Below are 23,989 nucleotides of genomic sequence, written 5' to 3' on the forward strand. Positions count from 1 at the left end.
GTCCCCGGACTCCGCCCTCTCAGGACGGGCCCGGGCCGCGGGCGGTCTCAGGCGCCGCCTCCAACAGCCCGGCGACCAGGGCCTTCACGGATGCCGTGAACACCTTCTCCGGATCGACGGGCCAGGCGAGTGTTCGTGCGAGCGCCGGGTCCCCGTCCGCCGTACGTGCCCCCCACAGCTCCTGCTCGCCGGGGCGCTGCGCCGGGGCACGCTCGCGGTTGCGCTCGACCAGGACGTGCCCGACGACCAGGAACTGCACGGCCCGTACGACCTCGGCGGCCCGCGCGCCGCGCAGTCCCGCCGCGTGCGCCTCACGCACCAGCGCCTGCTGTGCGGGCAGGAACATGCGTTCTGTCAGACCGCGTTCGTGCACCATCGCGACGAGATGTGGATGGTCGCGCAACTGCCGGCGCAGGGCGCGGGCGACGGAGGCGATGCGGCGCGCGGGCGTGCGCCCCACCGGGCGGATCTCGCCGAGATCGGCGACGGTCCGCTCGACCAGCGCGTCGAGCAGGGACTCGCGGTTGCCGACATGCCAGTAGATCGAGGTGACCGCGGTGCCCAGCTCGGCGGCGAGCCCCCGCATCGTCAGCGCCGCCGGGCCGTGCCGCTTCACCAGATCCGCCGCGGAGTCCAGGACCTCGTCGCGGGTGAGTGCCGGTCTCGCCATCCCGCCCCCGTCCATGTTCGTGCACACGTATTTACCCGGCACGAGGTCTGCTGTAACTGTGTTACAGGTGACGGCCCATCAGAAGAAGGGCGGTACGACATGGCACGAGTGCGCTATGGCGCGCGGACCGACGCGGAGATCGCGGCCGCGCGCTCCGCGAGCTCCCGGCTCCCCGACATCTGGTCCACCGGTGTGGTGGCCGTCTGGGAGACCGACCCGGACGCGGTCGCGGCGGTGCTGCCGCCCCCGCTCAAACCCACCGGGCGGCCCCTGGCCCGGGTCAACATCAGCAAGGTCGACCTGCCCGGATACCGGCTGGGCGCGGGCTCGTTCGCGGTCGCCGCCGCGCACGACGGCGTCGAGGGCTGGTACCCGCTCGTCATGCCGATGACCCATGAGCGGGCCCTCATCGGCGGCCGTGAGGTGTTCGGGGAGCCGAAGAAGCTGGGCGAGGTCACGGTCGAACGGGACGGCCTCGTCGTACGCGCGGCGCTGGCCCGGCACGGCATCGCGTTCGTGGAGGTGCGCGGAGCGGTCAGCGGTGATCTGCCGCTTCCGGAGCCCGTCCGGAAGACCGACTTCTACTTCAAGTTCCTGCCCTCGGTGGACGGTCCGGGTTTCGACACCGCCCCGGTCCTGGTGCACTGCCTGCGCAACGAGAAGGTGCGCAGGCTGGAGCGGATCACCGGTGACGTCGTCCTGCGCGAGTCGATGTACGACCCGGTCGCCGACCTGCCCGTACGCCGGCTCGTCGAGATCACCATCGGTGAGAAGACCACCGACCAGAAGGGCAAGGTCGTCGAACAGGTCAGTGCCCAGGCCCTGTTGCCGTACATCCACCAGCGCTACGACGATCCGCAGCAGTTGCTCGACGGTCCGCCGCAGGGGAGTGTCTGATGGATCTCCGGGCGGGACAGGTCGCCGTCGTCACCGGCGCGGCGAGCGGCATCGGGCTCGCGATGGCACGGCGGTTCGCGGCCGAGGGACTGAAGGTGGTCCTCGCGGATGTCGAGGAGGGGGCCCTGGAGAAGGCCGCTTCCGCGCTGCGGGAGGACGGGGCCGAGGTGCACGCGCGCGTGGTCGACGTCGGGGAGCGTGATCAGGTCGAGGCGCTGGCGGCCGGGACGTGGGAGAGGTTCGGCGCCGTGCACGTGCTGTGCAACAACGCGGGCGTCGGCTCCGGAGCCGAGGGCCGGATGTGGGAGCACGACCCGAACGACTGGAAGTGGGCCTTCGCGGTCAACGTGTGGGGCGTCTTCCACGGCGTCCAGGCCTTCGTGCCCCGGATGATCGCGGGGGGTGAGCCCGGCCATGTGGTCAACACCTCGTCGGGGGACGGCGGCATCGCGCCCCTGCCCACCGCCTCCGTGTACGCCGTCACCAAGGCGGCCGTCGTGACGATGACGGAGTCCCTGTACGCGCACTTGAGGGCGGAGCACGCGCGCGTGGGCGCCTCCGTGCTGTTCCCGGGGCCGCACATGCTCCGTACCGGCCTGTGGGAGTCGCACCGCAACCGGCCCTCGCGCTACGCGAAGCACAAGCCGAGGAAGACCCCCTACCGCAGCCTCGACCAGTGGGAGGCCGCGATGCGGGAGGCGGGCCGGGAAGTGCGCTTCACGCCGGTCGAGGAGGTCGCCGAGCTGGTGGTGGACGGCATCCGGGCGGACCGCTTCTGGCTGCTGCCCGAGAGCGAGCACAGCGACCGGCAGATCAGGGCGAGGTCGCGGTCGATGCTCGAGCGGACCGACCCGTCGTACTTGGAAAGCTTCATCCTCGACTGAGGAGACCGTGGTGACCGACAAGGACGCGACCGGCAGGGACGTGACGGACCAGGATCCCTACCTGATCATCTCCTCCGACTGCCACGCCGGGCTGCCCACCGAGGAGTACCGGCCCTACCTGGACTCCCGTTTCCACCGGGACTTCGACGAATTCCTCGCCGGGCGCGACCGGCGCCGCGAGGAGATGACGCGGCTCGGCATCCGCAACGAGGCGTTCGCGGACAAGTGGTTCCAGGACAACGAGGAGGGCCTGCGCGGCGGCTGGGACACCGCCCAGCGTCTCAAGGAGCTGGACGGCGACGGGGTGGCCGCCGAGGTCGTCTTCCCGGACGCCGACGCCGTGGACAGCCGGACCGCCGCCCCCTTCGGCGTGGGCCTCGGCCTCTCCGGCGACCAGGATCCGGAGCTGGGCATGGCGGGCGCGCAGGCGCACAACCGCTGGCTCGCGGACTTCGTCTCCGGACACCCCGAACGGCACTGCGGGGTGGCCCTGTTGCCCGTCACGGCCGAGCCCGGCCGCGTGGTCGCGGAGGTGTACCGGGCCAAGGAGTCGGGCCTCGGCGCGCTGATGATCCCCTCCATGTGGGTCGACAAGGAGCCCTACCACGACCGCCGTTACGACCCGGTGTGGACCGCGGCGGCCGAGTGCGGCATGCCGGTCCTCACGCACTCGGGGGCGGCGCCCCGGCACGAGTACGGCGACCATCTGGGCATCTATGTGAGCGAGGTGACCTGGTGGCCGGCCCGGCCGCTCTGGTTCCTGCTGTGGTCGGGCGTCTTCGAGCGGCACCCGGGGCTGCGGTTCGGCGTGGCGGAGTCGGGCTGCTGGTGGCTCCCCAATCTCCTCTGGTTCATGGACCGCCTCTACCTCGGCGCGCACGGCGGCAAGAAGCTGTCGCCCTTCGCCGAACTGACGCGCCCGCCACACGCGTACCTGGACCGGCAGGTCTTCATCTGCGCGACGAACACCAAGCGCCGCGAACTGGCCCAGCGGTACGAGATCGGCGTCGACAACATCCTCTGGGGCAGCGATTTCCCGCACCCCGAGGGCACCTGGCCCGACACGCGCGCGTGGCTGTCGAAAACCTTCCATGACATCCCGGTCGGGGAGACGCGCCGGATGCTCGGCCTGGCGGCCGCGGAGGTCTTCGGCTTCGACGTCGAGAAGCTGGCCCCCCTCGCCCGGCGGATCGGGCCGACCCCGGCCGACCTCGGCCAGTCCGACGACCGGGCGGCCGTCGAGGCGTCCTGGGCGCGCTCGCGCGAGGTGGGCCGCCACTGGCTGACCGGCCACGACTTCCCGGCCCTGGGGACGACCCCATGACCGACGACCGGTACACGGTGATCTCCGCCGACTGCCACGCGGGCGCCGATCTCCTCGACTACAGGCCGTACTTGGCGAAGCGGCACCACGACGCGTTCGACGCGTGGGCGGCCACCTACGTCAATCCGTACGAGGACCTGCTCGCCGACACCGCGGACCGGAACTGGAACTCCGAGCGGCGCCTGGCGGAGCTGGCGGCGGACGGGATCGTCGCGGAGGTGGTGTTCCCGAACACGATCCCGCCGTTCTTCCCGTCGGCGTCGCTGATGGCGCCCGCGCCGACGGCGGCGGAGTTCGAGCAGCGGTGGGCCGGCCTGCGGGCCCACAACCGCTGGCTGGCGGACTTCTGCGCGGCGGCACCCGGCCGCCGGGCGGGCGTCTTCCAGATCCTCCTGAACGACGTGGAGGAGGCGGTGAAGGAGATCAGCTGGGCGGCCGGCGCGGGCCTGCGGGGCGGCCTCCTGCTCCCCGGCACCCCACCGGGCTCGGGCCTGCCGGAGCTGTACTCGAAAGCGTACGACCCGATCTGGGCGGTGTGCGAGGAGCTGGACGTGCCCGTGAACCACCACGCGGGCTCGGCGTCCCCGCCGCTGGGCGACGAACCGGCCGCGCGGGCGGTCTTCATGGTGGAGACGACGTGGTTCTCGCACCGGGCGCTGTGGCACCTGGTGTTCGGCGGAGCGTTCCGCCGTCACCCGGGCCTGCGGCTGGTGCTCACGGAACAGGGTTCGGGCTGGATCCCCGGGGTCCTGGACATGCTGGACTACTACCACGGCCGTCTGGTCGCGGCCGGCCCGAAGTCGGCGACGGCGGAGGCCAAGTTCGGCGCCGGCCTGGACCGGGCCATGGGCAAGGGGCCGTCGGAGGTCTGGCGGGACAACTGTTTCGTCGGCGCGAGCTTCATGCGCCCGCACGAGGTGCCGCTGCGGGACCGCATCGGCCTCGACAAGATCATGTGGGGCAGCGACTACCCGCACGACGAGGGGACGTACCCGTACTCGCGCGAAGGCCTGCGGATCGCCTACGCGGGGCTGCCGCGCACGGAGATCGCGGCGATGGCCGGCGGCAACGCGGCACGGGTGTACGGCTTCGACCTCTCCCTGCTCGACCCGATCGCGGCGAAGGTGGGACCGACGGTGGCGGAGCTGGCGCGGCCGCTGGAAGAGCCACCGGCGGACGCGACGAGTCCCGTCTTCGCGCGGGGAGGGTCGGTACGCGTCTGGTGACACCGTGGGTGGCATCCTCCCCTCGTGACGGAACCCACGCACGACGAGGCACACGGGGGCGCGCTCGGCTCCCGCCTGAACTGGCTGCGGGCGGCGGTCCTCGGCGCGAACGACGGCATCGTCTCCACCGCGGGCCTCGTCGTCGGCGTGGCGGGCGCGACGGGCGCCCGCTCCGCACTGCTGACGGCGGGTCTGGCGGGGCTGCTGGCCGGTTCGATGTCGATGGCGGCGGGGGAGTACGTGTCCGTCTCCACGCAGCGGGACTCCGAGAAGGCGGCACTGGCGCTGGAGAAACGGGAACTGACGGAGCAGCCCGAGGCGGAGCTGGAGGAGCTGACGGAGCTGCTGGAGGAGCGGGGGCTGTCCCGGGACGTGGCGAGGGAGGCGGCGCAGCAGCTGACGGAGCGGGACGCGCTGCGCGCCCACGCGCGCGTGGAGCTCGGCATCGACCCGGACGAGCTGGCGAACCCGTGGCACGCGGCGTGGGCGAGCTTCCTGGCGTTCACGGTGGGGGCGCTGCTGCCCCTGCTGGCGATCGTGCTGCCACCGGCCGACTGGCGCCTGCCCGTCACCGTGCTCTCCGTCCTCGCCGCGCTGGTCGTCACCGGGTGGGTGAGCGCGCGGCTGGGGGCGGCGCGGCCGGGGCGGGCGGTGCTGCGCAACGTGGGCGGCGGCGCGCTGGCGATGGGGGTCACCTATGCGGCGGGCGCGCTGCTGGGGGCGGCCGGGGTGTGAGCCGGGGACAGGACGCGTGGGCCGGGAGACCGACCGTGCGCGCCCCCTTGGTGGAGATCACCAAGAAGCAAGCGCATACCGCCGGTAATACTTGTCAGTAACAACGTCTGGCGGCAGCGCGCGGACAGTCCTACGGTGCACCCATGCCGAACCTGCCCGATGTCGTGCTGTGGTCGATACCCGCCTTTGTGCTGCTCACCGTGATCGAGATCGTGAGCGTACGGATCCATCCCGAGGAGGACGCGGAAGGGTACGAGACGAAGGACGCGGCGACGAGCGTCGGCATGGGCCTCGGCAGTCTCGTCTTCGACCTCCTGTGGAAGATCCCGATCGTCGCGGTCTACACGGCGATCTACGAACTCACGCCCCTGCGCGTCCCCGTCCTGTGGTGGACCGTCCCGCTGATGCTGCTCGCGCAGGACTTCTTCTACTACTGGTCCCACCGCGGCCACCACGTCATCCGCATCCTCTGGGCCTGCCACGTCGTCCACCACTCCAGCCGGAAGTTCAACCTCACCACCGCCCTGCGCCAGCCCTGGACCTCGCTCACCGTCTGGCCCTTCTACGTTCCGCTCATCGCCCTCGGCGTCCATCCGGCCGCGCTCGCGTTCTGTTCCTCCGTGAACCTCGTGTACCAGTTCTGGATCCACACCGAGCGCATCGACAAGCTGCCCCGGGCGTTCGAGTTCGTCTTCAACACGCCCTCGCACCACCGGGTGCACCACGCCTCCCAAGGCGGGTACCTCGACCGCAACTTCGGCGGGATCCTCATCGTCTGGGACCGGATCTTCGGCTCCTTCGTCCCCGAGACCGAGCGGCCCGTCTACGGACTCACCAAGAACATCGCCACCTACAACCCCCTGCGCGTCGCCACCCATGAGTACGTCGCCATCGCCAAGGACCTGCGGGCGGCGCGCGGTTGGCGTGAGCGGGCGGGCAGGGTGTTCCGCGGGCCCGGCTGGCAGCCCGTGCGGCCGGCGGCTGAGCAGCCGGTCACGGAGCCCGTCGCGTGAGGCCGGCCGCCGCGCGCGTGCTGCTCGGGGCCTTCGCCTTCGCCGTCGTCGCCGACCTCGCCTCCCAGGCCCTCGGGTCCGACACCGGACACCTGCTCGCCAAGCCCCTCCTGATGCCGCTGCTCGCCGCCTACGCGGCCGTACGCGGCGGACCCCGCCTCCTCGTCGTCGCGCTGCTCCTCGGCTGGGCGGGCGACGTCCTCCTGCTGTCCGACGCCGACCCGGCCTTCCTCGCCGGGATGAGTTCCTTCGCCGCCGGGCACGTCTGCTATCTCGTGCTCTTCGCGCGGCACGGCCGGACGCGCGCGCGTGGCGCCCTGCTCGCCGGCGGTTACGGGCTCGTCCTCGTCACCACCGTCGCCCTCCTGTGGCCCGGCCTTCCCGCCGGGCTGCGCGTCCCCGTCGTCGGCTACAGCCTGCTGCTGACCGCGATGGCGTACGGGGCCACCCGGCTCGGGCCCGTCGCAGGGCTCGGCGGTGCCCTCTTCCTGCTCTCCGACACGCTCATCGCCACCGGCGTCGCCGACTGGCCACAGCTCCCACGACCCGACTTCTGGATCATGCTCACCTATGCGGCGGGCCAGTATCTGCTGGTCCGCGGCGTGACGGACACCCTCGGCGCGCCAACCGCGCCGGCGGCGGCGTACGGTGAGGTGCGCTCGACCACCCCCTGAGCGCACGCACCGGAACATCGCACGAGAAGGACCCTCGCCATGCGCGCCACCACCATCCACGCCCCGTACGACATGCGCGTGGAGGACGTGCCCGAACCCGTGGTGCGGCAGCCCACCGACGCGGTCGTACGGGTGCTGCGCGCCTGCATCTGCGGCAGCGACCTGTGGGCGTACCGCGGCGAGGCGGCCCGGCAGCCGGGGCAGCGCATCGGGCACGAGTTCCTCGGCATCGTCGAGGAGACCGGCTCCGAGGTGACCGGCGTCCGGCGCGGCGACCTCGTCGTGGCGCCCTTCATGTGGTCCGACGGCGTGTGCGACTACTGCCGCGAGGGTCTCACCACGTCGTGCGAGCACGGCGGATTCTGGGGCTCCGTGGGCCACGACGGCGGCCAGGGCGAGGCCGTGCGCGTGCCCTACGCCGATGGCACCCTCGTCCAGCTGCCCAAGGACGCGGCCTCCGACGAACACCTGCTGTCCGCGCTGCTGACGCTCTCCGACGTCATGGGCACCGGGCACCACGCCGCCCTCGGCGCCGGAGCCCGTCCCGGGGCGACCGTCGCCGTCGTCGGGGACGGCGCCGTCGGGCTGTGCGCGGTACTCGCCGCCAAGCGGCTCGGCGCCGAGCGGATCATCGCGCTCGGACGCCACGAGGTGCGTACGGACATCGCGCGCCGCTTCGGTGCCACGGACGTCGTCGCCGAGCGCGGGGAGGCGGCCGTCGAGGCCGTCCGCGAGCTCACCCGGGGGCAGGGCGCGCACTGTGTCGTGGAGGCGGTCGGCACCGAGCAGTCGATGCGGACGGCCGTGGACATCACCCGGGACGGCGGCGCCATCGGCTTCGTCGGCGTGCCGCACGGCAGCGGGACCGGGCTCGACCTGGGGGTCATGTTCGACCGGAACATCGCCCTGCGCGGCGGGGTCGCCCCCGTACGCGCCTACATTCCGGAGCTGCTCCCCGACATCCTCGCCGGCAGGATCGACCCCTCGCCCGTCTTCGACAGGACCGTCGACCTGGAAGGCGTGCCCGAGGGCTACAAGGCGATGGACGAGCGCACCGCCCTCAAGGTGCTCGTCACCAACTGACGCTCACCAGCGGATCGGCAGCGGCAGCGCCGTCAGCAGCGCCGACACCGCCACGACCACGCCCAGCGCCACCACCTCCGCACGCGCGGGCACACAGGCGCCGAGCGGGTCGTCGGCACGGCGCAGCCGACGGCGGGCCCACAGGGCGAGCACGGCGACGGCGGCCACGAGGAACACCTTGGCGACCAGGGTGCGCCCGTACGCCGTCGCCGTCAGCTGGTGCGGGATCGTGCCCGCAGGCATGCGGCGCAGCGAGCTCCACACCCCCGTCGCGGTGATCGCGGCCAGCAGGACGGCCGCCACGCGCGCGTAGAGGCCCAGCAGAGCCGCGCCGGGTCCAGGGGCGCGCCACCGCCGCACCGTGCGCAGCACATGCGGCAGCCCGCCCGCCCACAGGACCGCGCACGTCAGGTGAACGAGCGTCAGGCCCGAGCCGACCGACGGGCTGTGCTCCGTGGTGGGGTGGACGCGCAGTGCCTCGGCGACCACCACCGCGGCCGACGGCCACACCCGGCCGGCCGGGCGGCGCGACAGCGCGCACAGGCCGGCCACGGCGAACGCGTTGACCTCCAGCAGGGCGAGGGCGCCGTCCCGGGTCCGGTACAGCCCGCCGACGTCGATCTCGGCGAGGCGAATCCGGTACGAGTTTCCCGGTGGCCACGACCGAGGGGGAGCCCCAGGCGCGGCGACGGAAACCGGCGCCGGCCGCGAACCAGGCGCCCAGCCGCGCGGCGCGTCCGACGCGTCTGCCAAGGGCGCGCCCGGCACGCGGCGGGCCAGGCGGCCCGCGAACCACTCGCCCGCGGGCATGCACACCGCCGCGAACAGGACCGTACGCAGGAGGGCGATGCCACCGGCTCCGGGCGCGGCCGCCTCGCCGGTGCCGTGCAGCGCGGCGGCGGGGCCGAGGAGCGGGATCAGCGCGGCGACCGCCACCAGGGCGAGCACGGCGACGGCCCGGCCGGGGGACAGGCGCCGGGCCGGAGCGGCGGCGGGGACGGGCGAAGGGGCCGCGTCACCGCCGTTCGGGCCGGCCGGCGGTCGTATCAGGCTCACCCCAAGACCTTCACCAGTCGGCACAGACCGGGGCAAGCGCATCAGAAGAACTGGGGGAACGGCATTCCGCCCATAGGTATGTTTTCGGCAGGTACGGCTCGGCAGGTACGTTTCGGCAGTACGCGTCCGGCCCGACGGGCGACTCAGGCCCAGCGCGCGCCATCCGTCCCCCAAGGGCTCGGCGGCCGGGCCCAGTCGACCGGTCCGCCGGCGAAGGAGACGGGCGGCAGGGCGTACCGCAGCCGCCCCAGCTCACTGTCCCGCTCGGCGAGCCAGGCATCCGGCCCGTCGTAGGCGGCAGCCCCCGCGCCGGCGTACGCAGCCCCCGCCTCGGCGTACGCGGCAGCCCCCGCGCCGGCGTGTACGGCGTTCCCCGCCTCGCCCGCGGCGCGCCCCTCCAGCAGCCAGCCCGCGGTCCGCGCCAGCGCCAGTCGTACGAACCGGGCCCCGCCGTCCGTCAGTTGCTCGGTGAGCGAGCGCAGCACGGCCGCCGCCAGCAGATACCCCGTGCCGTGATCGAGAGCCTGGGCGGGCAGCGCGCCCGGCTCCTGCCGCCCGGACCCCTCGACCGCCGCGATGCCCGTGGCGACCTGCACCAGGCTGTCGAAGCCACGCCGCTCGGCCCACGGCCCGTACGCGCCCCACGCCGAGAGCTGCGCCACCACCAGCCCGGGCCGGCGCTCGGCCAGCGCCTCGGGCGAGAGCCCGAACCGGTCGAGGGCGCCCGGCCGGTAGCCGGTGACGACGACGTCCGCCGCCGCGAGCAGCTCCTCGAAGGTGCGCCTGTCCGTGCCGAGGCCGACCTTGGCGGACCGTTTGCCGAAGCCCGTGTCGGCGTGCTGGTCCACGAGTTCGGGCAGCTGCGGGGAGTCGACGCGCAGCACGTCCGCGCCGAGCAGGGCGAGCGTACGGGTGGCGACCGGGCCCGCGATGACCCTGGTCAGGTCGAGCACCCGCAGCCCGGCGGCGGGCAGCAGCGGACTGCCGAAGAGCGCCGCCGGCCGACGGGCCCGGCCCCCGCCCGGCCGCCGCCGTTCGACCAGGGGGCGGGCGGCGACCTCGACGGCCTGCTCGTGCCGCGCCCACTCCTCGGGGGTGCGCAGCGCGACGGCGAGGCCTCCGGCCCCGTACACGGCGTCCTCGATCTCCCTGGAGGAGCGCTCGGCGAGGGCCGCGGCGACGGACGCGGGGTCCTCCGGAAGTTTCAGTGCGGAGAGCAGCCGCTCCCGGTGATGCGGATAGTTCGCGTGCGTCCGCACCCATCCGTCCGCCGTGCGCCAGAAGCGGGACAGCGGCGCGAAGGTGACCGGCGCCCGCCCGTCGACGCGCAGCTGCCGCTCGCTCACGAACGCCGTGGCCACCGCCCCGTCGTCGACCCGCACCCCGGGCACGTCCGCGCGTCCGGCCCGCCGCGCGCCCAGTTCGGCGGCGGCCAGCGCGCAGGTCGCCACGCAGGCCCGCGCGAGCTCCCGTACCGGCAGCCGCGCCTTCAGCGCCCCGTCCCGTACGACGGTCGAGACCCGCTCGGTCAGTGCGGGATCGCCGCCCAGCGCGGCCCAGGCGAACTCCGTGTTCACAGCAGTCATGACGGCACTATGCAGGGTGTACTGAATCAACATGTGGACCAGGGGCGGGGATACGGCACCGCACGGCACGGCACAGGGGCCGGCCGGCAGACGCCGACCGGCCCGACCACCCGCGCGGGAGCCCTGCTTCGCGGAAGCCCCGCTTCGCGTGGGTCCTGCTCGGCGTGGGTCCTACTTCGTGACCGCGGCCAGCGCGTTCACGGTGCCCCAGCCGTAGAAGCCGTTGCGGTTCTTCGTGCCCTCGCACACCGCGTCGATCTTGCCGTCGGAGTCGATGTCGTACGGGTCCGTGCACGGCGTGGCGTCGGCCTCGGCGTACAGCAGCGCCTTCACCAGGGCGGCGGGGGCGTGCGGATGCGTCGACTTGATGAGCGCGGCGACGCCGGCGACGTGCGGGGTCGCCATCGACGTACCGGCCATGTAGCCCCACGTGCCGCCGGGCAGCGGGCCGAGGATCAGACCGCTGGTGGCCGGCGGGGCCGGGGTCTGGTAGCGGGTCGAGTCGCCGCCGGGCGCGGCCACGTCGATGACACCGAGTCCGTAGTTGGAGAAGGAGGACTTGATGCCCTTCGCGCCGGTCGACGCGACGGTCACCACCCCCGGCAACTGGGTCGGGATGTCATAGCACTTGGACGGGTCGATCACCCGGTCCGACGGCGTGCCGTCGTTCGGGGAGACCGGGTCGGTGATCGAGTCGGCGGCGAGGTCGTAGCTCTCGTTGCCCGCCGCCGCGACATTGACCGTGCCCTTCTTCTCCGCGTACCGCGAGGCCCGGGTGATGGCGTCGACGAGCGCCTTCTGGTCCGGGTCGTCGGCGCAGTTGAAGTACCAGGGGTCGGTGTAATAGCTGTTGTTGGTGATGTCGACGTGGTGCTCGGCCGCCCACACGAACCCGCAGACGACGGACTCGGTGTAGAAGTAGCCGCCCGTGGTCGACACCTTGATGCCGGCGACCTTCACGCCCGGCGCGACACCGGTGATGCCGACGCCGTTCTTGGCGCCCGCGATCTCACCCGCGACATGGGTGCCGTGCGGGCTTTCCGCGGCGCTCGGGCGCCAGGCCCCGTCGGTCGTGTCGGGCTTGCCGGTCACACAGTTGACCGAGGCGTCGCGGTCGAAGTTCGGCGCGATGTCGGGGTGGGTGTCGTCGACGCCGGTGTCGATCACGGCGACCGTGACCTTCGAGCTGCCGAGCGTCTTCTCGTGCGCCTTGTCCGCCTGGATGGCCGGCAGATCCCACTGCAGCGGCTCCAACGGGTCCTGCCCGTCGACCGCCTGAGCGCTCGCCACCTCCTCGGAGGTGAGCGCCTTCGGCGTCCCCACGTCGGTCGTCGACTGGGCGGGCAGCGGCGCGTTGCGGGTGGCACCCGCCGAGTCCACCCCGCGCACACGGCGGACGGTCTTGGCGAAGTCGGCGTTCGACGAGTGGACGACGATCACGCCGATCTGGTCGTACGACGTCACGATCGTGCCGCCGGCCTGGGCGATGGCCTTCTTCACGACGGACGAAGTGCCGTGGCCGGGACGGACGTTGACGACGTAGCTCAGCGAGGTCGCGTCCGCCGTCACGGTCCCCGGGGCGGCCGTCTCGGCCGCCGAGGCGCTGACATTGGGCAGAAAGGCGAGAGCCGTGACCGTGGCCATTCCCAGCGGAATGGCCACGGCCCGACGGGAGCGCTTACGGGGCGCTGTCATGGTGTCTCCAGTTCGTTCGCGATATCCAGTTCGTTTTCGCGATACCAGCCGTGCGAGCTGTATGAGCCGTACGGGCCGTATGAGCCGTACGGGCTGTGCGGATGCTCGAGCGACCTACAGGCGGGGTCACTTCACCGCGCGCAGCGCGTTGACGATGCCGAAGCCGTAGAAGCCGTTCACCCGCTTGCCGCCCACGCAGGTCGCGTCCACGACACCGTCGCCGTCCCCGTCGTACGGGTCCGTCGGGCAGCCAGGGTTGTCCGCCTGCGCCTTGAGCAGCGCCTGGAGCTTTGCCGGGGTCGCCGACGGGTGGGCCGACTTCAGCAGTGCGGCCACGCCCGCGGCGTGCGGCGACGCCATCGACGTGCCCTGGAGGAACGCGTACTCGTTGTTCGGCATCGTGGAGAGGATGCGGCCGTTCTTCGACGGCGTGTCCGGGAGCTGGAACTTGTCACCGCCCGGGGCCGCGATGTCGATGACGCCGTCGCCGTAGCTGGAGTAGTACGACTTGGTGCTCGCGACACCGGTCGCGCTGACCGTGACCACGCCCGGCAGCTGGGTCGGCACGTCGAAGCACTTGTGGGGGTCGACCGTGCGGGGCACCGCGGTCGAGTCGTCGGGACTGGAGTCGTCGACGAGGGCGTGCGAGTCGAGGTCGTCGTTGGAGTTGCCCGCCGAGGCGAGGTTGAGGGTGCCCTTGTGCTGGGCGTACAGCTGGGCCCGGTTGACCGCGTCGACGATCGCCCGCTGGTCGGGGTCGTCCATGCAGTTGTACAGCCACGGGTCCACGTAGTAGCTGTTGTTCGTGACCTCCACACCGTGGTCGGCGGCGAACACGAAGGCGCAGACGACACTCTCGGGGTAGAAGAGCTCGCTGACCGGGTCGGCCACCTTGATGCCGGCGACCTTGACGTTCGGGGCGACCCCGGCGACACCGATGCCGTTGCGGGCGGCGGCGATCTCGCCGGCCACATGCGTGCCGTGGTAGTGGTCGGCGTTGGCCGGGCGCCAGGCGCCGTACGACGTGTCCGCCTTGCCGCCGACGCAGTTGGCGGACTGCGCGGCGGAGAAGTTCGGGGCGAGGTCCGGGTGGGTGTCGTCGACGCCGGTGTCGATCACGGCGACCGTCACGTTCCTGCTGCCCGGGTTGATCTTCGCGGCCTTGTCGGCGCCGATCGCCCGCAGGTCCCACTGGTCGGCCTCGAGGGGCTCCTCACCCGAAGCCGTGCTCCGCGCGGCGATCTTCGCGGCCTGAGTCTTCGTCAGGTACTGCGCGGCGCCCTCGTCGGTCGTCCCGGCGGCGGTCAGCGGCGCGGTCCGGGTCGCGCCCGCGGACTGCACCCCGCGCACCGCCCGGAGCTGCTTGCCGAAGTCGGGGTTGGCCGAGTGGGCGACGATCACACCGATCTTGTCGTACGTCACGACGACGGTGCCGTCGGCCCGGGCGATGGCCCGCTTCACCGACTCGATCGTGTGACGGTCCGTCTTGGTGTTGACGACGTAGGCCAGTTCGGTGCCGTCGGCGGGGGAGGCGGAGGCCGAGGCGGGCGTGCTGAGCGGGGCCGCGGCCGCCGCGCCCGGCAGGAAGCCCAGGGACGCGGTGAGGGACAGGGCGACGGGCACGGCGAGGGCGAGCCGGCGTCTGGAACGCAGATGAGCCATGGGATCTCCACATCATCCGGAAACGCAGTCGGCCCGAGACACAGGTGGTGCTCGGGCAGGTACATGGCGGGTGGTGCAGGCTGAAGTTATCTCCCGTCCTCGCTGGCCAGCAATGACTTCCGGCGACGACTTCGGAAAGAACCCGACCGAGTTGAACCGCCCCACGCGTGGCGCCGTGACCTTGGACAGGGAGCGCTAGGACGATCGTGCCCCCTTTCGGATCACACCCCGGGGGCCTACCATCACCACCCGGTTTCTGTGATCCACATCACTGTGAGGTCAGAGCCGCCATGTCCGTGCCCAGCCCGTCCCCGTCGGCGAACCCCCACTCGCCCCCGTCCACCGTCGTCACCGCATCCGCAACGCGAGGAGACTCCGTGGCTACCGACGCACCGCCCCCCTCGAAGGTCCATCCCCGATACCCCTCCACGGAGGAGTTCGTCGCGGAGCAGGAGAGCGCCGAGTTCGGTGAACTGCGCCGCTCCTACCGCTCGTTCGCCTTTCCCCTGACCATCGCGTTCATCGCCTGGTACCTGCTCTACGTCCTGCTGTCGAACTACGCCGGCGGCTTCATGGGCACCAAGCTCTTCGGCAATGTCAACGTCGCCCTGGTGCTCGGTCTCGCCCAGTTCCTGACCACGTTCCTCATTGCCTGGTGGTACTCGCGGCACGCCGCCGCCGAGCTCGATCCCAAGGCCGAGGCGATCAAGTCCCGGATGGAGGGCGGCGCATGAGCCCCGCGATCACCCTGGCCGCCGACGCGGCCGGCCCACGTCTTCTCGCCGCCGGTGAGGCGAGCGAGCACCGGCCGCTGATCATCACCCTGTTCGCGGTGTTCGTCGCCGCGACCCTCGTCATCACCGTCTGGGCGGGCCGGCAGACCAAGGACGCCGCCGACTTCTACGCGGGCGGCCGCCAGTTCACCGCCTTCCAGAACGGCCTCGCGGTCTCCGGTGACTACATGTCCGCCGCGTCCTTCCTCGGCATCGCGGGCGCCATCGCCCTCTTCGGGTACGACGGCTTCCTGTACTCCATCGGATTCCTCGTCGCCTGGCTGGTCGCCCTGCTCCTGGTCGCCGAGCCGCTGCGCAACTCCGGCCGCTACACCATGGGCGACGTCCTCGCGTTCCGCATGCGCCAGCGCCCCGTCCGCACGGCCGCCGGCACCTCCACGATCGTCGTCTCGATCTTCTACCTGCTGGCCCAGATGGCGGGCGCGGGCGTCCTCGTCTCGCTGCTGCTCGGTATCACCAGCGACGGCGGCAAGATCGGCATCGTCGCCCTGGTCGGCGTGCTGATGATCGTGTACGTCACCATCGGCGGCATGAAGGGCACCACCTGGGTCCAGATGGTCAAGGCCGTGCTGCTGATCGCCGGCGCCCTGCTGCTCACCTTCCTGGTGCTGCTGAAGTTCAACTTCAACATCTCCGACCTGCTCGGCAAGGCCGCCTCCAACAGCGGCAAGGGCAGCGCCTTCCTCGAGCCCGGCCTCAAGTACGGCGCCACCTCGACGACCAAGCTGGACTTCATCTCCCTGGGCATCGCCCTGGTCCTGGGCACCGCGGGCCTGCCGCACATCCTGATCCGCTTCTACACGGTGCCCACCGCCAAGGCCGCGCGGAAGTCAGTGAACTGGGCTATCGGCCTCATCGGCGGCTTCTACCTGATGACCCTCGCGCTCGGCTTCGGCGCGGCCGCGCTCATCAAGCCGGACGAGATCATCGCCTCCAACAAGGCGGGCAACACGGCCGCACCCCTGCTCGCCCTGCACCTGGGAGGCGTCGACTCCAACTGGGGTGCCATCCTGCTCGCCACCATCTCGGCGGTCGCCTTCGCCACGATCCTCGCGGTCGTCGCGGGCCTGACCCTGGCCTCCTCCTCGTCGTTCGCGCACGACATCTACGCGAACGTCATCAAGAAGGGGCAGGCCAGCGAGAAGGACGAGGTACGGGCCGCCCGGTACGCGACGATCGCCATCGGCGTCGTGTCCATCGGCCTCGGCGCCCTCGCCCGCGACTTGAACGTCGCAGGCCTCGTCGCCCTCGCCTTCGCCGTCGCCGCCTCCGCCAACCTGCCGACGATCCTCTACAGCCTCTTCTGGAAGCGGTTCACCACCCCGGGAGCGCTCTGGTCGATCTACGGCGGCCTGATCACGGCGGTCGGCCTGGTGCTGTTCTCGCCGGTGGTCTCGGGCAAGCCCACGTCGATGTTCCCGGGCGTCGACTTCCACTGGTTCCCGCTGGAGAACCCCGGCATCGTCTCCATCCCGGTCGGCTTCCTGCTGGGCTGGCTCGGCACGATCCTGTCGAAGGAGGAGCCGGACACCGCCAAGTACGCGGAGCTGGAGGTGCGGTCCCTGTCGGGCACCGGAGCGCACTGAGGTCCCACGCCCACGGCCGCGTCGTAGATCCCTACGACGCGGCCGCGTCGTACCTCGTGGGATCGGGCCGCTCTCGATGTCAGTCCTGTCACGTAGGCTCACAGGTGTCCGAGGAATGTGATCCGCATCGAGGGGAGGGGGCCCGCGTGCTCATCGACACCTACGGCCGGGTGGCAACCGACCTGCGCGTCTCACTGACCGACCGCTGCAATCTGCGGTGCACGTACTGCATGCCCGAAGAAGGCCTGCAGTGGCTGGCCAAGCCCGATCTGCTCACGGACGACGAGATCGTCCGTCTGATAGACATCGCCGTCACCCGGCTCGGCATCACCGAGGTCCGCTTCACCGGCGGCGAGCCCCTGCTGCGCCCCGGCCTGGTCGGCATCGTGGAGCGGGTCGCCGCCCTCGCCTCACGCCCCCAGACGTCCCTGACCACCAACGGCATCGGCCTCAGCCGCACCGCGACCGCCCTGAAGGCGGCGGGCCTGGACCGCGTCAATGTCTCCCTCGACACCCTCCGCCCCGACGTCTTCAAGACCCTCACCCGCCGTGACCGTCACAAGGACGTCATCGCGGGCCTCGAAGCGGCCCGCGACGCCGGCCTGACCCCCGTCAAGGTCAACACGGTCCTGATGCCGGGACTGAACGCGGACGAGGCCCCCGACCTGCTGGCCTGGGCCGTGGCGCACGACTACGAGCTGCGTTTCATCGAGCAGATGCCCCTGGACGCCCAGCACGGCTGGAAGCGCGAGGGCATGGTCACCGCGGGCGACATCCTCGCCTCGCTGCGTACGCGTTTCGAGCTCTCGGAGGAGGGCGCCGACGAGCGCGGCTCCGCCCCGGCCGAGCGCTGGCTCGTCGACGGCGGCCCGCACCGCGTGGGCGTGATCGCCTCGGTCACCCGCCCGTTCTGCGCGGCCTGCGACCGTACGCGCCTGACGGCCGACGGCCAGATACGCACATGTCTGTTCGCCACCGAGGAGACCGACCTGCGCGCGGCCCTGCGCTCGGACGCCCCCGACGAGGAGATCGCCCGTATCTGGCGGCTCGCGATGTGGGGCAAGAAGGCGGGCTCGGGCCTGGACGATCCCTCGTTCCTCCAGCCGGAGCGGCCGATGTCGGCGATCGGCGGCTGATCGGCGGCCGCACCCGCGGCGGCTTCGTCAGTTCTGCGCGGCTTCCCAGTCCTCGAGCCTGACGACGTCCTTGAGGAATCCACGGACGCCGAGGAACTGGGAGAGGTGCTCGCGGTGTTCCTCGCACGCGAGCCAAGTCTTGCGGCGCTCGGGAGTGTGCAGCTTCGGGTTGTTCCAGGCGAGCACCCACACGGCTTCGGCGCGACAGCCCTTTGCGGAGCACATCGGGGAGGACGGATCGGAGCCGGCGCCGGGGGCGTTGAAAATCACGCTCCGACCCTAACCCGCGCACGGGGCCGCGATCCCGGCACCCCGTAGCAACCGGTCGACACGAACAGGCGACACGTGACAACGCGACACATCACAAAAGGCGACGCCGAGCAGCCACGGGGGGAGCTGCCCGGCGTCGGTCTGTCGCTCCGACGGGGGATGCGGAGCGCGTACGAAGTATGTCACGCGTGACCCGGTGCCCGGCACCGGAACAACATGATTGATCTGAGCTTTTCTTGAGCTTGATGCGGAGTGCGATTCCGGTTTTGGCGCATCCGCCGTGGTCAGGCCCGCTCGTGCGGCTCGCTGCGCACCTGGGCTCCGGGCTCGGCCGACACGCCCTCGGGGTCGGGTTCCGCGGAGTCGTCCGCCCGTGGCGGCGCGATCATCGGACGCATCGGGGTGGTGACGAACGTCGAGGGGAGCGAGGGCGCGTTCTCCCGGCCCGCGTTGGCGATCACCACGGCGATGTAGGGGAGAAGGGCGCCGAGCACCAGCGCAACCACGGCGACGTGCCGTTCCACGTTCCAGAGGGTGGCCGCGAGGATCACCGAGACCGTGCGCACGGCCATCGAGATGACATAGCGCCGCTGCCGCCCGCGTACGTCGTCGGCGAGACCCTGCCGGGCGCCGGTGATCCGGAACACCTCAGCGTTGCCGCCGTTGCCCTGCTTCCGCATCACGTTCCACCATCCGCCTTGTATCGGACTCGCCCCCGCCCCGTACCCGGCTCGAACCCGGTCAGGGACCAGGCCCGAACACATCCCACGTTACGCCGCCTCTGCGCCGCCTACGAGACCGGGGCACCCCCTGCCTGGGCGGACCGGCTGCGCCGTACCGCGTACGGCTCTGCCCGACATGCGCCGTATGGCACACCGGCCGAAACTGGGCGTAATGCTCACGTCGAGCCGTACGAGGAGGCAGCCATGGGCTGGTTGTGGGCGATCATCGTCGGATTTGTGCTGGGTCTGCTCGCCAAACTGATCCTGCCGGGCAAGCAGCACAGCCCGCTCTGGCTGACCACCATCATGGGCATCATCGGCGCCATCGTCGGCAACGCGATCGCACAGGGCCTCGGCATCGCGGAGACCAAGGGCATCGACTGGGGCCGACACGGCCTCCAGCTGGCGGCAGCGGTCGTCCTGGTGTTCCTCGGCGACATGCTGTACATGGCGATGCGGGGCAGCAAACAGCGGGCCTGACGGCATGGCGAAGGGGGCGGTCCGTGACGGGACCGCCCCCTTCGTACGTCCTCGGCCCGGGCCGAGCCAGGATGCTCAGCCGCCCGTGACCTCCACCGCCGCCAGGTTCTTCTTGCCGCGGCGCAGCACCAGCCAGCGCCCGTGCAGCAGGTCCTCCTTGGCGGGGACGGCGTCCTCGGCGGCGACCTTGACGTTGTTCACGTACGCGCCGCCCTCCTTGATCGTGCGCCGCGCGGCCGACTTGCTGGCCACCAGAGCGACCTCGGCGAAGAGGTCCACGACCGGGGCCGGCTCGGCGACCTTGACGTGCGGCAGCTCGGAGAGCGCCGCGGCCAGCGTCGCCTCGTCCAGCTCGGTCAGCTCGCCCTGGCCGAAGAGGGCCTTGGACGCGGCGATCACGGCGGCCGTCTGGTCCGCGCCGTGCACCAGCGTCGTCAGCTCCTCGGCGAGCGCGCGCTGCGCGGCGCGGGCCTGGGGGCGCTCCTCGGTCTGCTTCTCCAGCTCCTCGATCTCCTCATGGGACTTGAAGCTGAAGATGCGCAGGAACTTGGAGACGTCACGGTCGTCCGCGTTCAGCCAGAACTGGTAGAAGGCGTACGGCGTGGTCATCTCGGGATCGAGCCAGATCGTGCCGGACTCCGTCTTGCCGAACTTGGTGCCGTCCGCCTTGGTGATCAGCGGGGTGCCCAGCGCGTGCACCACGGCGTCCGGTTCGGCCCGGTGGATCAGGTCGGTGCCCGAGGTGAGGTTGCCCCACTGGTCGCTACCGCCGGTCTGCAGCGTGCAGCCGTACCTGCGGTACAGCTCCAGGAAGTCCATGCCCTGGAGGATCTGGTAGCTGAACTCGGTGTAGCTGATGCCCGCGTCGGAGTTGAGCCGCCGGGAGACGGCCTCCTTCGCGATCATCTTGTTGACCCGGAAGTACTTGCCGACGTCGCGCAGGAACTCGATGGCCGACAGTCCCTGGGTCCAGTCCAGGTTGTTGACCATGATCGCGGCGTTCGGACCCTCGAAGTCGAGCAGCGGCGCGATCTGCGCGCGCAGCCGCTCCACCCACTCGGCGACGACCTCGCGGGAGTTCAGCGTGCGCTCGGAGTTCGGCTTCGGGTCACCGATCAGACCGGTGGCACCGCCGACCAGGCCCAGCGGACGGTTGCCCGCCTGCTGGATCCTGCGCATCGTCAGGATCTGCACGAGGTTGCCGAGGTGCAGACTGGGCGCCGTCGGGTCGAATCCGCAATAGAACGTGACGGGACCGTCCGCGAACGCCTTGCGCAATGCGTCCTCGTCGGTGGAGAGGGCGACCAGCCCCCGCCACTTCAGCTCATCGACGATGTCCGTCACGGTTCTCGTATCTCCTTGAGTGGTCTCGTAATGCAGGTACGAGGTTATACGCCCTGGCTGACCGAGCTCATATTGAAGTCCGGGATGCGCAGAGCGGGCATCGCGGCCCGAGTGAACCAATCGCTCCACTCACGCGGCAAAGTCTTCTCCGTGCGCCCCGCCTCCGTCGCCCGGCCCAGCAGACCGACCGGCGACTCGTTGAACCGGAAGTTGTTCACCTCGCCGACGACCGCCCCGTTCTCCACCAGGTAGACGCCGTCCCGGGTCAGCCCGGTCAGCAGCAGCGTCGCCGGGTCGACCTCGCGGATGTACCAGAGGCAGGTCAGCAGCAGCCCGCGCTCGGTGGCGGCGACCATCTCCTCCAGGGAACGGTCCTCACCGCCTTCCAGGATCAGGTTCCCGATGGCCGGCGCGACCGGCAGCCCGGTCAGGGCCGCGCTGTGCCGGGTGGTCGTCAGATGCCTCAGCTCGCCCTCGCTCACCCACTCGGTGGCCTTGAGCGGCAGCCCGTTGTCGAACACCGAGGCGTCGTCGCCCGAGGAGTGCGCGAGCACGAAGGGCGCGGATTCCAGCCCCGGCTCGTTCGGATCGCTGCGCAGCGTCAGGGGCAGCTCGGAGAGTTTGTCGCCGATGCGCGTGCCCCCGCCGGGCTTGCTGAACACCGTCCGGCCCTCGGCCGCGTCCCGGGCCGCCGCCGACCACATCTGGTAGATCAGCAGGTCCGCGACCGCGGTCGGCGGCAGCAGCGTCTCGTAGCGTCCGGCGGGCAGCTCGATACGCCGCTCCGCCCACGCCAGGCGCTGCGCCAGCTCCGCGTCCAGCGCCGCCGGGTCGACGTCCTTGAAGTCGCGCGTCGAGCGCCCGGCCCACGCCGAGCGCGTCCGGTCCGGCGACTTGGCGTTGAGCTCCAGGGTGCCGTTGGGCTGGTCGTGGCGCAGCCGCAGACCCGTCGACGTACCGAGATAGCTGGAGACGAGTTCGTGGTTGGCGAAGCCGTACAGCTCCCGGCCACCCGCACGCGCGCGTGCGAACGATTCACCGAGCGCCGGCGCGAAGTCCGTGAAGACGGCGGACGAGGTCTCGGCCGGCGCGTCCGTGAAGTCGGGTGCCTGGGGGACGCCCGTGACCAGCGGCTGGGCGTCCTCGGCGGGAGCGGCACCGCGCGCCGCGGCCTCGGCCGCCCGCACCAGGGGCTCCAGTTCCTGTGCCGTCACGGCCGAGCGCGAGACGACACCGGAGGCGGTGCCCTCACGGCCGTCGACGGTCGCGATGACGGTGAGCGTACGTCCGCGCGTGACGCCGTTCGTCGTCAGCGCGTTGCCCGCCCAGCGCAGGTTGGCGGTGGAGTGCTCGTCGGCGATCACGACGCAGCCGTCGGCCCGGGACAGTTCGAGGGCGCGCTCGACGATCTCGTGCGGCTTGTTCGTACGAGCGGTCATCGGCCGGCCTCCTGCGTGGTGTTCAGAATGTTGACGCCCTTGAAGAGGGCCGACGGGCAGCCGTGCGAGACGGCCGCGACCTGACCCGGCTGGGCCTTGCCGCAGTTGAAGGCGCCGCCCAGGACATACGTCTGCGGACCGCCGACGGCCGCCATGGAGCCCCAGAAGTCGGTGGTCGTCGCCTGGTACGCGACATCGCGCAGCTGGCCCGTGATCCGCCCGTTCTCGATCTTGAAGAAGCGCTGCCCGGTGAACTGGAAGTTGTAGCGCTGCATGTCGATGGACCAGGAGCGGTCACCGACGACGTAGATCCCGCGGTCGACGCCGCCGATCAGTCCCTCGGTCGACAGACCGGCCGGATCCGGCTGGAGCGACACGTTCGCCATGCGCTGCACCGGCACATGCCCGGGGGAGTCGGCGTACGCGCAGCCGTTGGACCGCTCGAAGCCGGTCAGCTTCGCGATGCGCCGGTCGAGCTGGTAGCCGACGAGCGTCCCGTCCTTCACGAGGTCCCAGGACTGGCCCTCGACACCCTCGTCGTCGTACCCGATGGTCGCGAGCCCGTGCTCGGCGGTGCGGTCACCCGTCACGTTCATCAGCTCGGAGCCGTACTTCAGCTTGCCGAGCTGGTCGAAGGTGGCGAAGGAGGTGCCCGCGTACGCGGCCTCGTAGCCCAGCGCGCGGTCCAGCTCGGTGGCGTGGCCGATGGACTCGTGGATGGTCAGCCACAGATTGGACGGATCGACGACGAGGTCGTAGATGCCCGCCTCGACGCTCGGCGCGCGCATCTTCTCGGCGAGCAGCTCGGGGATCTGCCCGAGTTCGGACTCCCAGTCCCAGCCGGTGCCCGTCAGATACTCCCAGCCGCGCCCGGCCGGCGGAGCGATGGTCCGCATCGAGTCGAACTCGCCCGTGGACTCGTCGACCGCGACCGCGGTGAGCTGCGGATGCAGCCGCACCCGCTGCTGTGTGGTCACCGTGCCGGCCGTGTCCGCATAGAACTTGTTCTCGTGCACGGTGAGCAGCGAGGCGTCGACGTGACTGACCCCGTCCGCCGCGAGCAGCCGCCCGCTCCAGTCGGCCAGCAGCCCCGACTTCTCCTCGTCGGGCACGGTGAAGGGATCGATCTCGTACGACGAGATCCAGGTCCGCTCGGCGTGCACCGGCTCGTCCGCCAGCTCCACGCGCTCGTCGGAACCCGCCGCCTTGATCACCTGCGCCGACAGCTTCGCCATCGCCACCGCCTGCGACGCGACACGCGCGGCGGCGTCCATCGTGAGATCCACCCCCGAGGCGAAGCCCCAGGTGCCGCCGTGCACCACCCGCACCGCGTACCCGAGGTCGGTCGTGTCCGACGACCCGGCGGGCTTGGCGTCCCGCAGCCGCCAGGCGGCACTGCGCACCCGCTCGAAGCGGAAGTCCGCGTGCTCGGCCCCCAGCGCACGGGCTCGCGCGAGCGCCGCGTCGGCCAGGGCCCGCAGCGGCAGTGCCGTGAAGGCTTCGTCGATGGAATGAGGCACGGAGGTCTCCCTGCTGTCGTGGCCTGTCGGGTCCGATCATGTCGCGCGAGCCGGGGCGGCCACCACATCTTTCCGCCCGACGACCGCACCGATGTGCCCGGGGCCCTCCTCGGCGCACGGCTTTCTGTAGGGATCCGACAGGGAGTCCCCCGCGCCACTGTCGGTGCCCGATTGCCCGTGGGCCGGACCGGAC

21 protein-coding genes and 1 pseudogene are annotated in these 23,989 nt (G+C 71.5%); 12 read left to right on the forward strand and 10 right to left on the reverse strand.

Annotation, left to right across the window (positions count from 1 at the left end; translation table 11 throughout):
• Nucleotides 1-19: 19 nt before the first annotated feature.
• Nucleotides 20-670, reverse strand: a complete 651-nt coding sequence (locus GTY58_RS33465) for a TetR/AcrR family transcriptional regulator (RefSeq protein WP_037646881.1) — start codon at nt 668-670, stop codon at nt 20-22.
• Between the two features lie 99 nt (nt 671-769).
• On the opposite strand from GTY58_RS33465, the gene GTY58_RS33470 reads away from it, so the two are divergent.
• From GTY58_RS33470 to GTY58_RS33505, 8 genes are all read left to right on the forward strand, one after another.
• On the forward strand, nt 770-1,567 hold the full coding sequence (locus GTY58_RS33470; RefSeq protein ID WP_010987841.1) for an acetoacetate decarboxylase family protein: 798 nt from the start codon (nt 770-772) through the stop codon (nt 1,565-1,567).
• Nucleotides 1,567-2,451, forward strand: coding sequence for an SDR family oxidoreductase (locus tag GTY58_RS33475; protein ID WP_010987842.1), 885 nt, complete (start codon nt 1,567-1,569; stop codon nt 2,449-2,451). Before GTY58_RS33470 ends, GTY58_RS33475 begins: the two co-directional genes overlap by 1 nt.
• 40 nt (nt 2,452-2,491) lie before the next feature.
• The gene (locus tag GTY58_RS33480) at nt 2,492-3,775 is read left to right on the forward strand and encodes an amidohydrolase family protein (protein ID WP_037646973.1); all 1,284 of its coding nucleotides are present in this window, start codon (nt 2,492-2,494) and stop codon (nt 3,773-3,775) included.
• Nucleotides 3,772-5,001: an amidohydrolase family protein gene (locus GTY58_RS33485; protein WP_010987844.1), complete on the forward strand. Its 1,230-nt coding sequence runs from the start codon at nt 3,772-3,774 to the stop codon at nt 4,999-5,001. Before GTY58_RS33480 ends, GTY58_RS33485 begins: the two co-directional genes overlap by 4 nt.
• 24 nt (nt 5,002-5,025) lie before the next feature.
• The gene (locus GTY58_RS33490) at nt 5,026-5,736 is read left to right on the forward strand and encodes a VIT family protein (RefSeq protein WP_010987845.1); all 711 of its coding nucleotides are present in this window, start codon (nt 5,026-5,028) and stop codon (nt 5,734-5,736) included.
• A 143-nt stretch (nt 5,737-5,879) separates the two neighbouring features.
• Nucleotides 5,880-6,749, forward strand: a complete 870-nt coding sequence (locus GTY58_RS33495; protein WP_010987846.1) for a sterol desaturase family protein — start codon at nt 5,880-5,882, stop codon at nt 6,747-6,749.
• A complete protein-coding gene (locus GTY58_RS33500; RefSeq protein WP_010987847.1) occupies nt 6,746-7,423 on the forward strand; it encodes a lysoplasmalogenase in 678 nt (225 codons plus the stop codon). The genes GTY58_RS33495 and GTY58_RS33500 overlap by 4 nt, the downstream gene beginning before the upstream one ends.
• 39 nt (nt 7,424-7,462) lie before the next feature.
• Nucleotides 7,463-8,506 carry a zinc-dependent alcohol dehydrogenase family protein gene (locus GTY58_RS33505; RefSeq protein ID WP_010987848.1) on the forward strand — a complete coding sequence of 348 codons (1,044 nt, stop codon included), beginning with the start codon at nt 7,463-7,465 and terminating at the stop codon, nt 8,504-8,506.
• A gap of 3 nt (nt 8,507-8,509) precedes the next feature.
• Here the strand turns inward: GTY58_RS33505 and GTY58_RS33510 are convergent.
• From GTY58_RS33510 to GTY58_RS33525, 4 genes and pseudogenes are all read right to left on the reverse strand, one after another.
• Nucleotides 8,510-9,478: pseudogene (locus tag GTY58_RS33510) on the reverse strand (CopD family protein).
• A gap of 227 nt (nt 9,479-9,705) precedes the next feature.
• Nucleotides 9,706-11,148 carry a CoA transferase gene (locus GTY58_RS33515; RefSeq protein ID WP_037646885.1) on the reverse strand — a complete coding sequence of 481 codons (1,443 nt, stop codon included), beginning with the start codon at nt 11,146-11,148 and terminating at the stop codon, nt 9,706-9,708.
• Between the two features lie 171 nt (nt 11,149-11,319).
• Nucleotides 11,320-12,843 carry a S8 family serine peptidase gene (locus tag GTY58_RS33520; RefSeq protein ID WP_010987851.1) on the reverse strand — a complete coding sequence of 508 codons (1,524 nt, stop codon included), beginning with the start codon at nt 12,841-12,843 and terminating at the stop codon, nt 11,320-11,322.
• Nucleotides 12,844-12,969: 126 nt separating this feature from the next.
• Nucleotides 12,970-14,505, reverse strand: a complete 1,536-nt coding sequence (locus tag GTY58_RS33525) for a S8 family serine peptidase (protein ID WP_010987852.1) — start codon at nt 14,503-14,505, stop codon at nt 12,970-12,972.
• 377 nt (nt 14,506-14,882) lie between these two features.
• On the opposite strand from GTY58_RS33525, the gene GTY58_RS33530 reads away from it, so the two are divergent.
• The 3 genes from GTY58_RS33530 to moaA all read left to right on the forward strand — a co-directional run bounded on the left by GTY58_RS33530 (nt 14,883) and on the right by moaA (nt 18,021).
• On the forward strand, nt 14,883-15,239 hold the full coding sequence (locus GTY58_RS33530) for a DUF485 domain-containing protein (protein ID WP_010987853.1): 357 nt from the start codon (nt 14,883-14,885) through the stop codon (nt 15,237-15,239).
• On the forward strand, nt 15,236-16,885 hold the full coding sequence (locus GTY58_RS33535) for a cation acetate symporter (protein ID WP_010987854.1): 1,650 nt from the start codon (nt 15,236-15,238) through the stop codon (nt 16,883-16,885). Before GTY58_RS33530 ends, GTY58_RS33535 begins: the two co-directional genes overlap by 4 nt.
• Before the next feature lie 146 nt (nt 16,886-17,031).
• Nucleotides 17,032-18,021 (forward strand): GTP 3',8-cyclase MoaA, encoded by a 990-nt coding sequence (moaA, locus tag GTY58_RS33540; protein ID WP_037646886.1) that lies wholly within the window; start codon nt 17,032-17,034, stop codon nt 18,019-18,021.
• 27 nt (nt 18,022-18,048) lie between these two features.
• Here the strand turns inward: moaA and GTY58_RS33545 are convergent, their stop codons facing one another.
• Nucleotides 18,049-18,246 carry a hypothetical protein gene (locus GTY58_RS33545; RefSeq protein ID WP_042494607.1) on the reverse strand — a complete coding sequence of 66 codons (198 nt, stop codon included), beginning with the start codon at nt 18,244-18,246 and terminating at the stop codon, nt 18,049-18,051.
• Between the two features lie 329 nt (nt 18,247-18,575).
• Nucleotides 18,576-18,971 carry a DUF3099 domain-containing protein gene (locus tag GTY58_RS33550; RefSeq protein ID WP_161271978.1) on the reverse strand — a complete coding sequence of 132 codons (396 nt, stop codon included), beginning with the start codon at nt 18,969-18,971 and terminating at the stop codon, nt 18,576-18,578.
• A 246-nt stretch (nt 18,972-19,217) separates the two neighbouring features.
• Between GTY58_RS33550 and GTY58_RS33555 the strand changes: the two genes are divergently transcribed.
• Complete coding sequence (locus GTY58_RS33555) at nt 19,218-19,493, forward strand: GlsB/YeaQ/YmgE family stress response membrane protein (protein WP_010987858.1); 276 nt, start codon at nt 19,218-19,220, stop codon at nt 19,491-19,493.
• A gap of 75 nt (nt 19,494-19,568) precedes the next feature.
• On the opposite strand, the gene tyrS is transcribed toward GTY58_RS33555, so the two are convergent.
• The 3 genes from tyrS to GTY58_RS33570 are packed head-to-tail and all read right to left on the reverse strand — an operon-like array spanning nt 19,569 to nt 23,796.
• Nucleotides 19,569-20,837, reverse strand: a complete 1,269-nt coding sequence (gene tyrS, locus GTY58_RS33560) for a tyrosine--tRNA ligase (protein WP_010987859.1) — start codon at nt 20,835-20,837, stop codon at nt 19,569-19,571.
• A gap of 44 nt (nt 20,838-20,881) precedes the next feature.
• Nucleotides 20,882-22,276, reverse strand: coding sequence for a metallopeptidase TldD-related protein (locus GTY58_RS33565; RefSeq protein WP_010987860.1), 1,395 nt, complete (start codon nt 22,274-22,276; stop codon nt 20,882-20,884).
• On the reverse strand, nt 22,273-23,796 hold the full coding sequence (locus GTY58_RS33570; RefSeq protein WP_010987861.1) for a TldD/PmbA family protein: 1,524 nt from the start codon (nt 23,794-23,796) through the stop codon (nt 22,273-22,275). The genes GTY58_RS33565 and GTY58_RS33570 overlap by 4 nt, the downstream gene beginning before the upstream one ends.
• Nucleotides 23,797-23,989 lie beyond the last annotated feature (193 nt).

The sequence above is a fragment of the Streptomyces sp. SID5469 genome (genome assembly GCF_009862865.1).
GTDB lineage: Bacteria > Actinomycetota > Actinomycetes > Streptomycetales > Streptomycetaceae > Streptomyces > Streptomyces avermitilis.

Excerpts from the sequence above, each read along its gene's own strand:
- GTY58_RS33465 (WP_037646881.1), bottom strand. The coding sequence starts at position 670 with ATGGCGAGACCGGCACTCACCCGCGACGAGGTCCTGGACTCCGCGGCG.
- GTY58_RS33470 (WP_010987841.1), top strand. The coding sequence starts at position 770 with ATGGCACGAGTGCGCTATGGCGCGCGGACCGACGCGGAGATCGCGGCC.
- GTY58_RS33475 (WP_010987842.1), top strand. The coding sequence starts at position 1,567 with ATGGATCTCCGGGCGGGACAGGTCGCCGTCGTCACCGGCGCGGCGAGC.
- GTY58_RS33485 (WP_010987844.1), top strand. The coding sequence starts at position 3,772 with ATGACCGACGACCGGTACACGGTGATCTCCGCCGACTGCCACGCGGGC.
- GTY58_RS33495 (WP_010987846.1), top strand. The coding sequence starts at position 5,880 with ATGCCGAACCTGCCCGATGTCGTGCTGTGGTCGATACCCGCCTTTGTG.
- GTY58_RS33505 (WP_010987848.1), top strand. The coding sequence starts at position 7,463 with ATGCGCGCCACCACCATCCACGCCCCGTACGACATGCGCGTGGAGGAC.
- GTY58_RS33515 (WP_037646885.1), bottom strand. The coding sequence starts at position 11,148 with ATGACTGCTGTGAACACGGAGTTCGCCTGGGCCGCGCTGGGCGGCGAT.
- GTY58_RS33520 (WP_010987851.1), bottom strand. The coding sequence starts at position 12,843 with ATGACAGCGCCCCGTAAGCGCTCCCGTCGGGCCGTGGCCATTCCGCTG.
- GTY58_RS33525 (WP_010987852.1), bottom strand. The coding sequence starts at position 14,505 with ATGGCTCATCTGCGTTCCAGACGCCGGCTCGCCCTCGCCGTGCCCGTC.
- GTY58_RS33535 (WP_010987854.1), top strand. The coding sequence starts at position 15,236 with ATGAGCCCCGCGATCACCCTGGCCGCCGACGCGGCCGGCCCACGTCTT.
- GTY58_RS33545 (WP_042494607.1), bottom strand. The coding sequence starts at position 18,246 with ATGTGCTCCGCAAAGGGCTGTCGCGCCGAAGCCGTGTGGGTGCTCGCC.
- GTY58_RS33550 (WP_161271978.1), bottom strand. The coding sequence starts at position 18,971 with ATGCGGAAGCAGGGCAACGGCGGCAACGCTGAGGTGTTCCGGATCACC.
- GTY58_RS33555 (WP_010987858.1), top strand. The coding sequence starts at position 19,218 with ATGGGCTGGTTGTGGGCGATCATCGTCGGATTTGTGCTGGGTCTGCTC.
- GTY58_RS33565 (WP_010987860.1), bottom strand. The coding sequence starts at position 22,276 with ATGACCGCTCGTACGAACAAGCCGCACGAGATCGTCGAGCGCGCCCTC.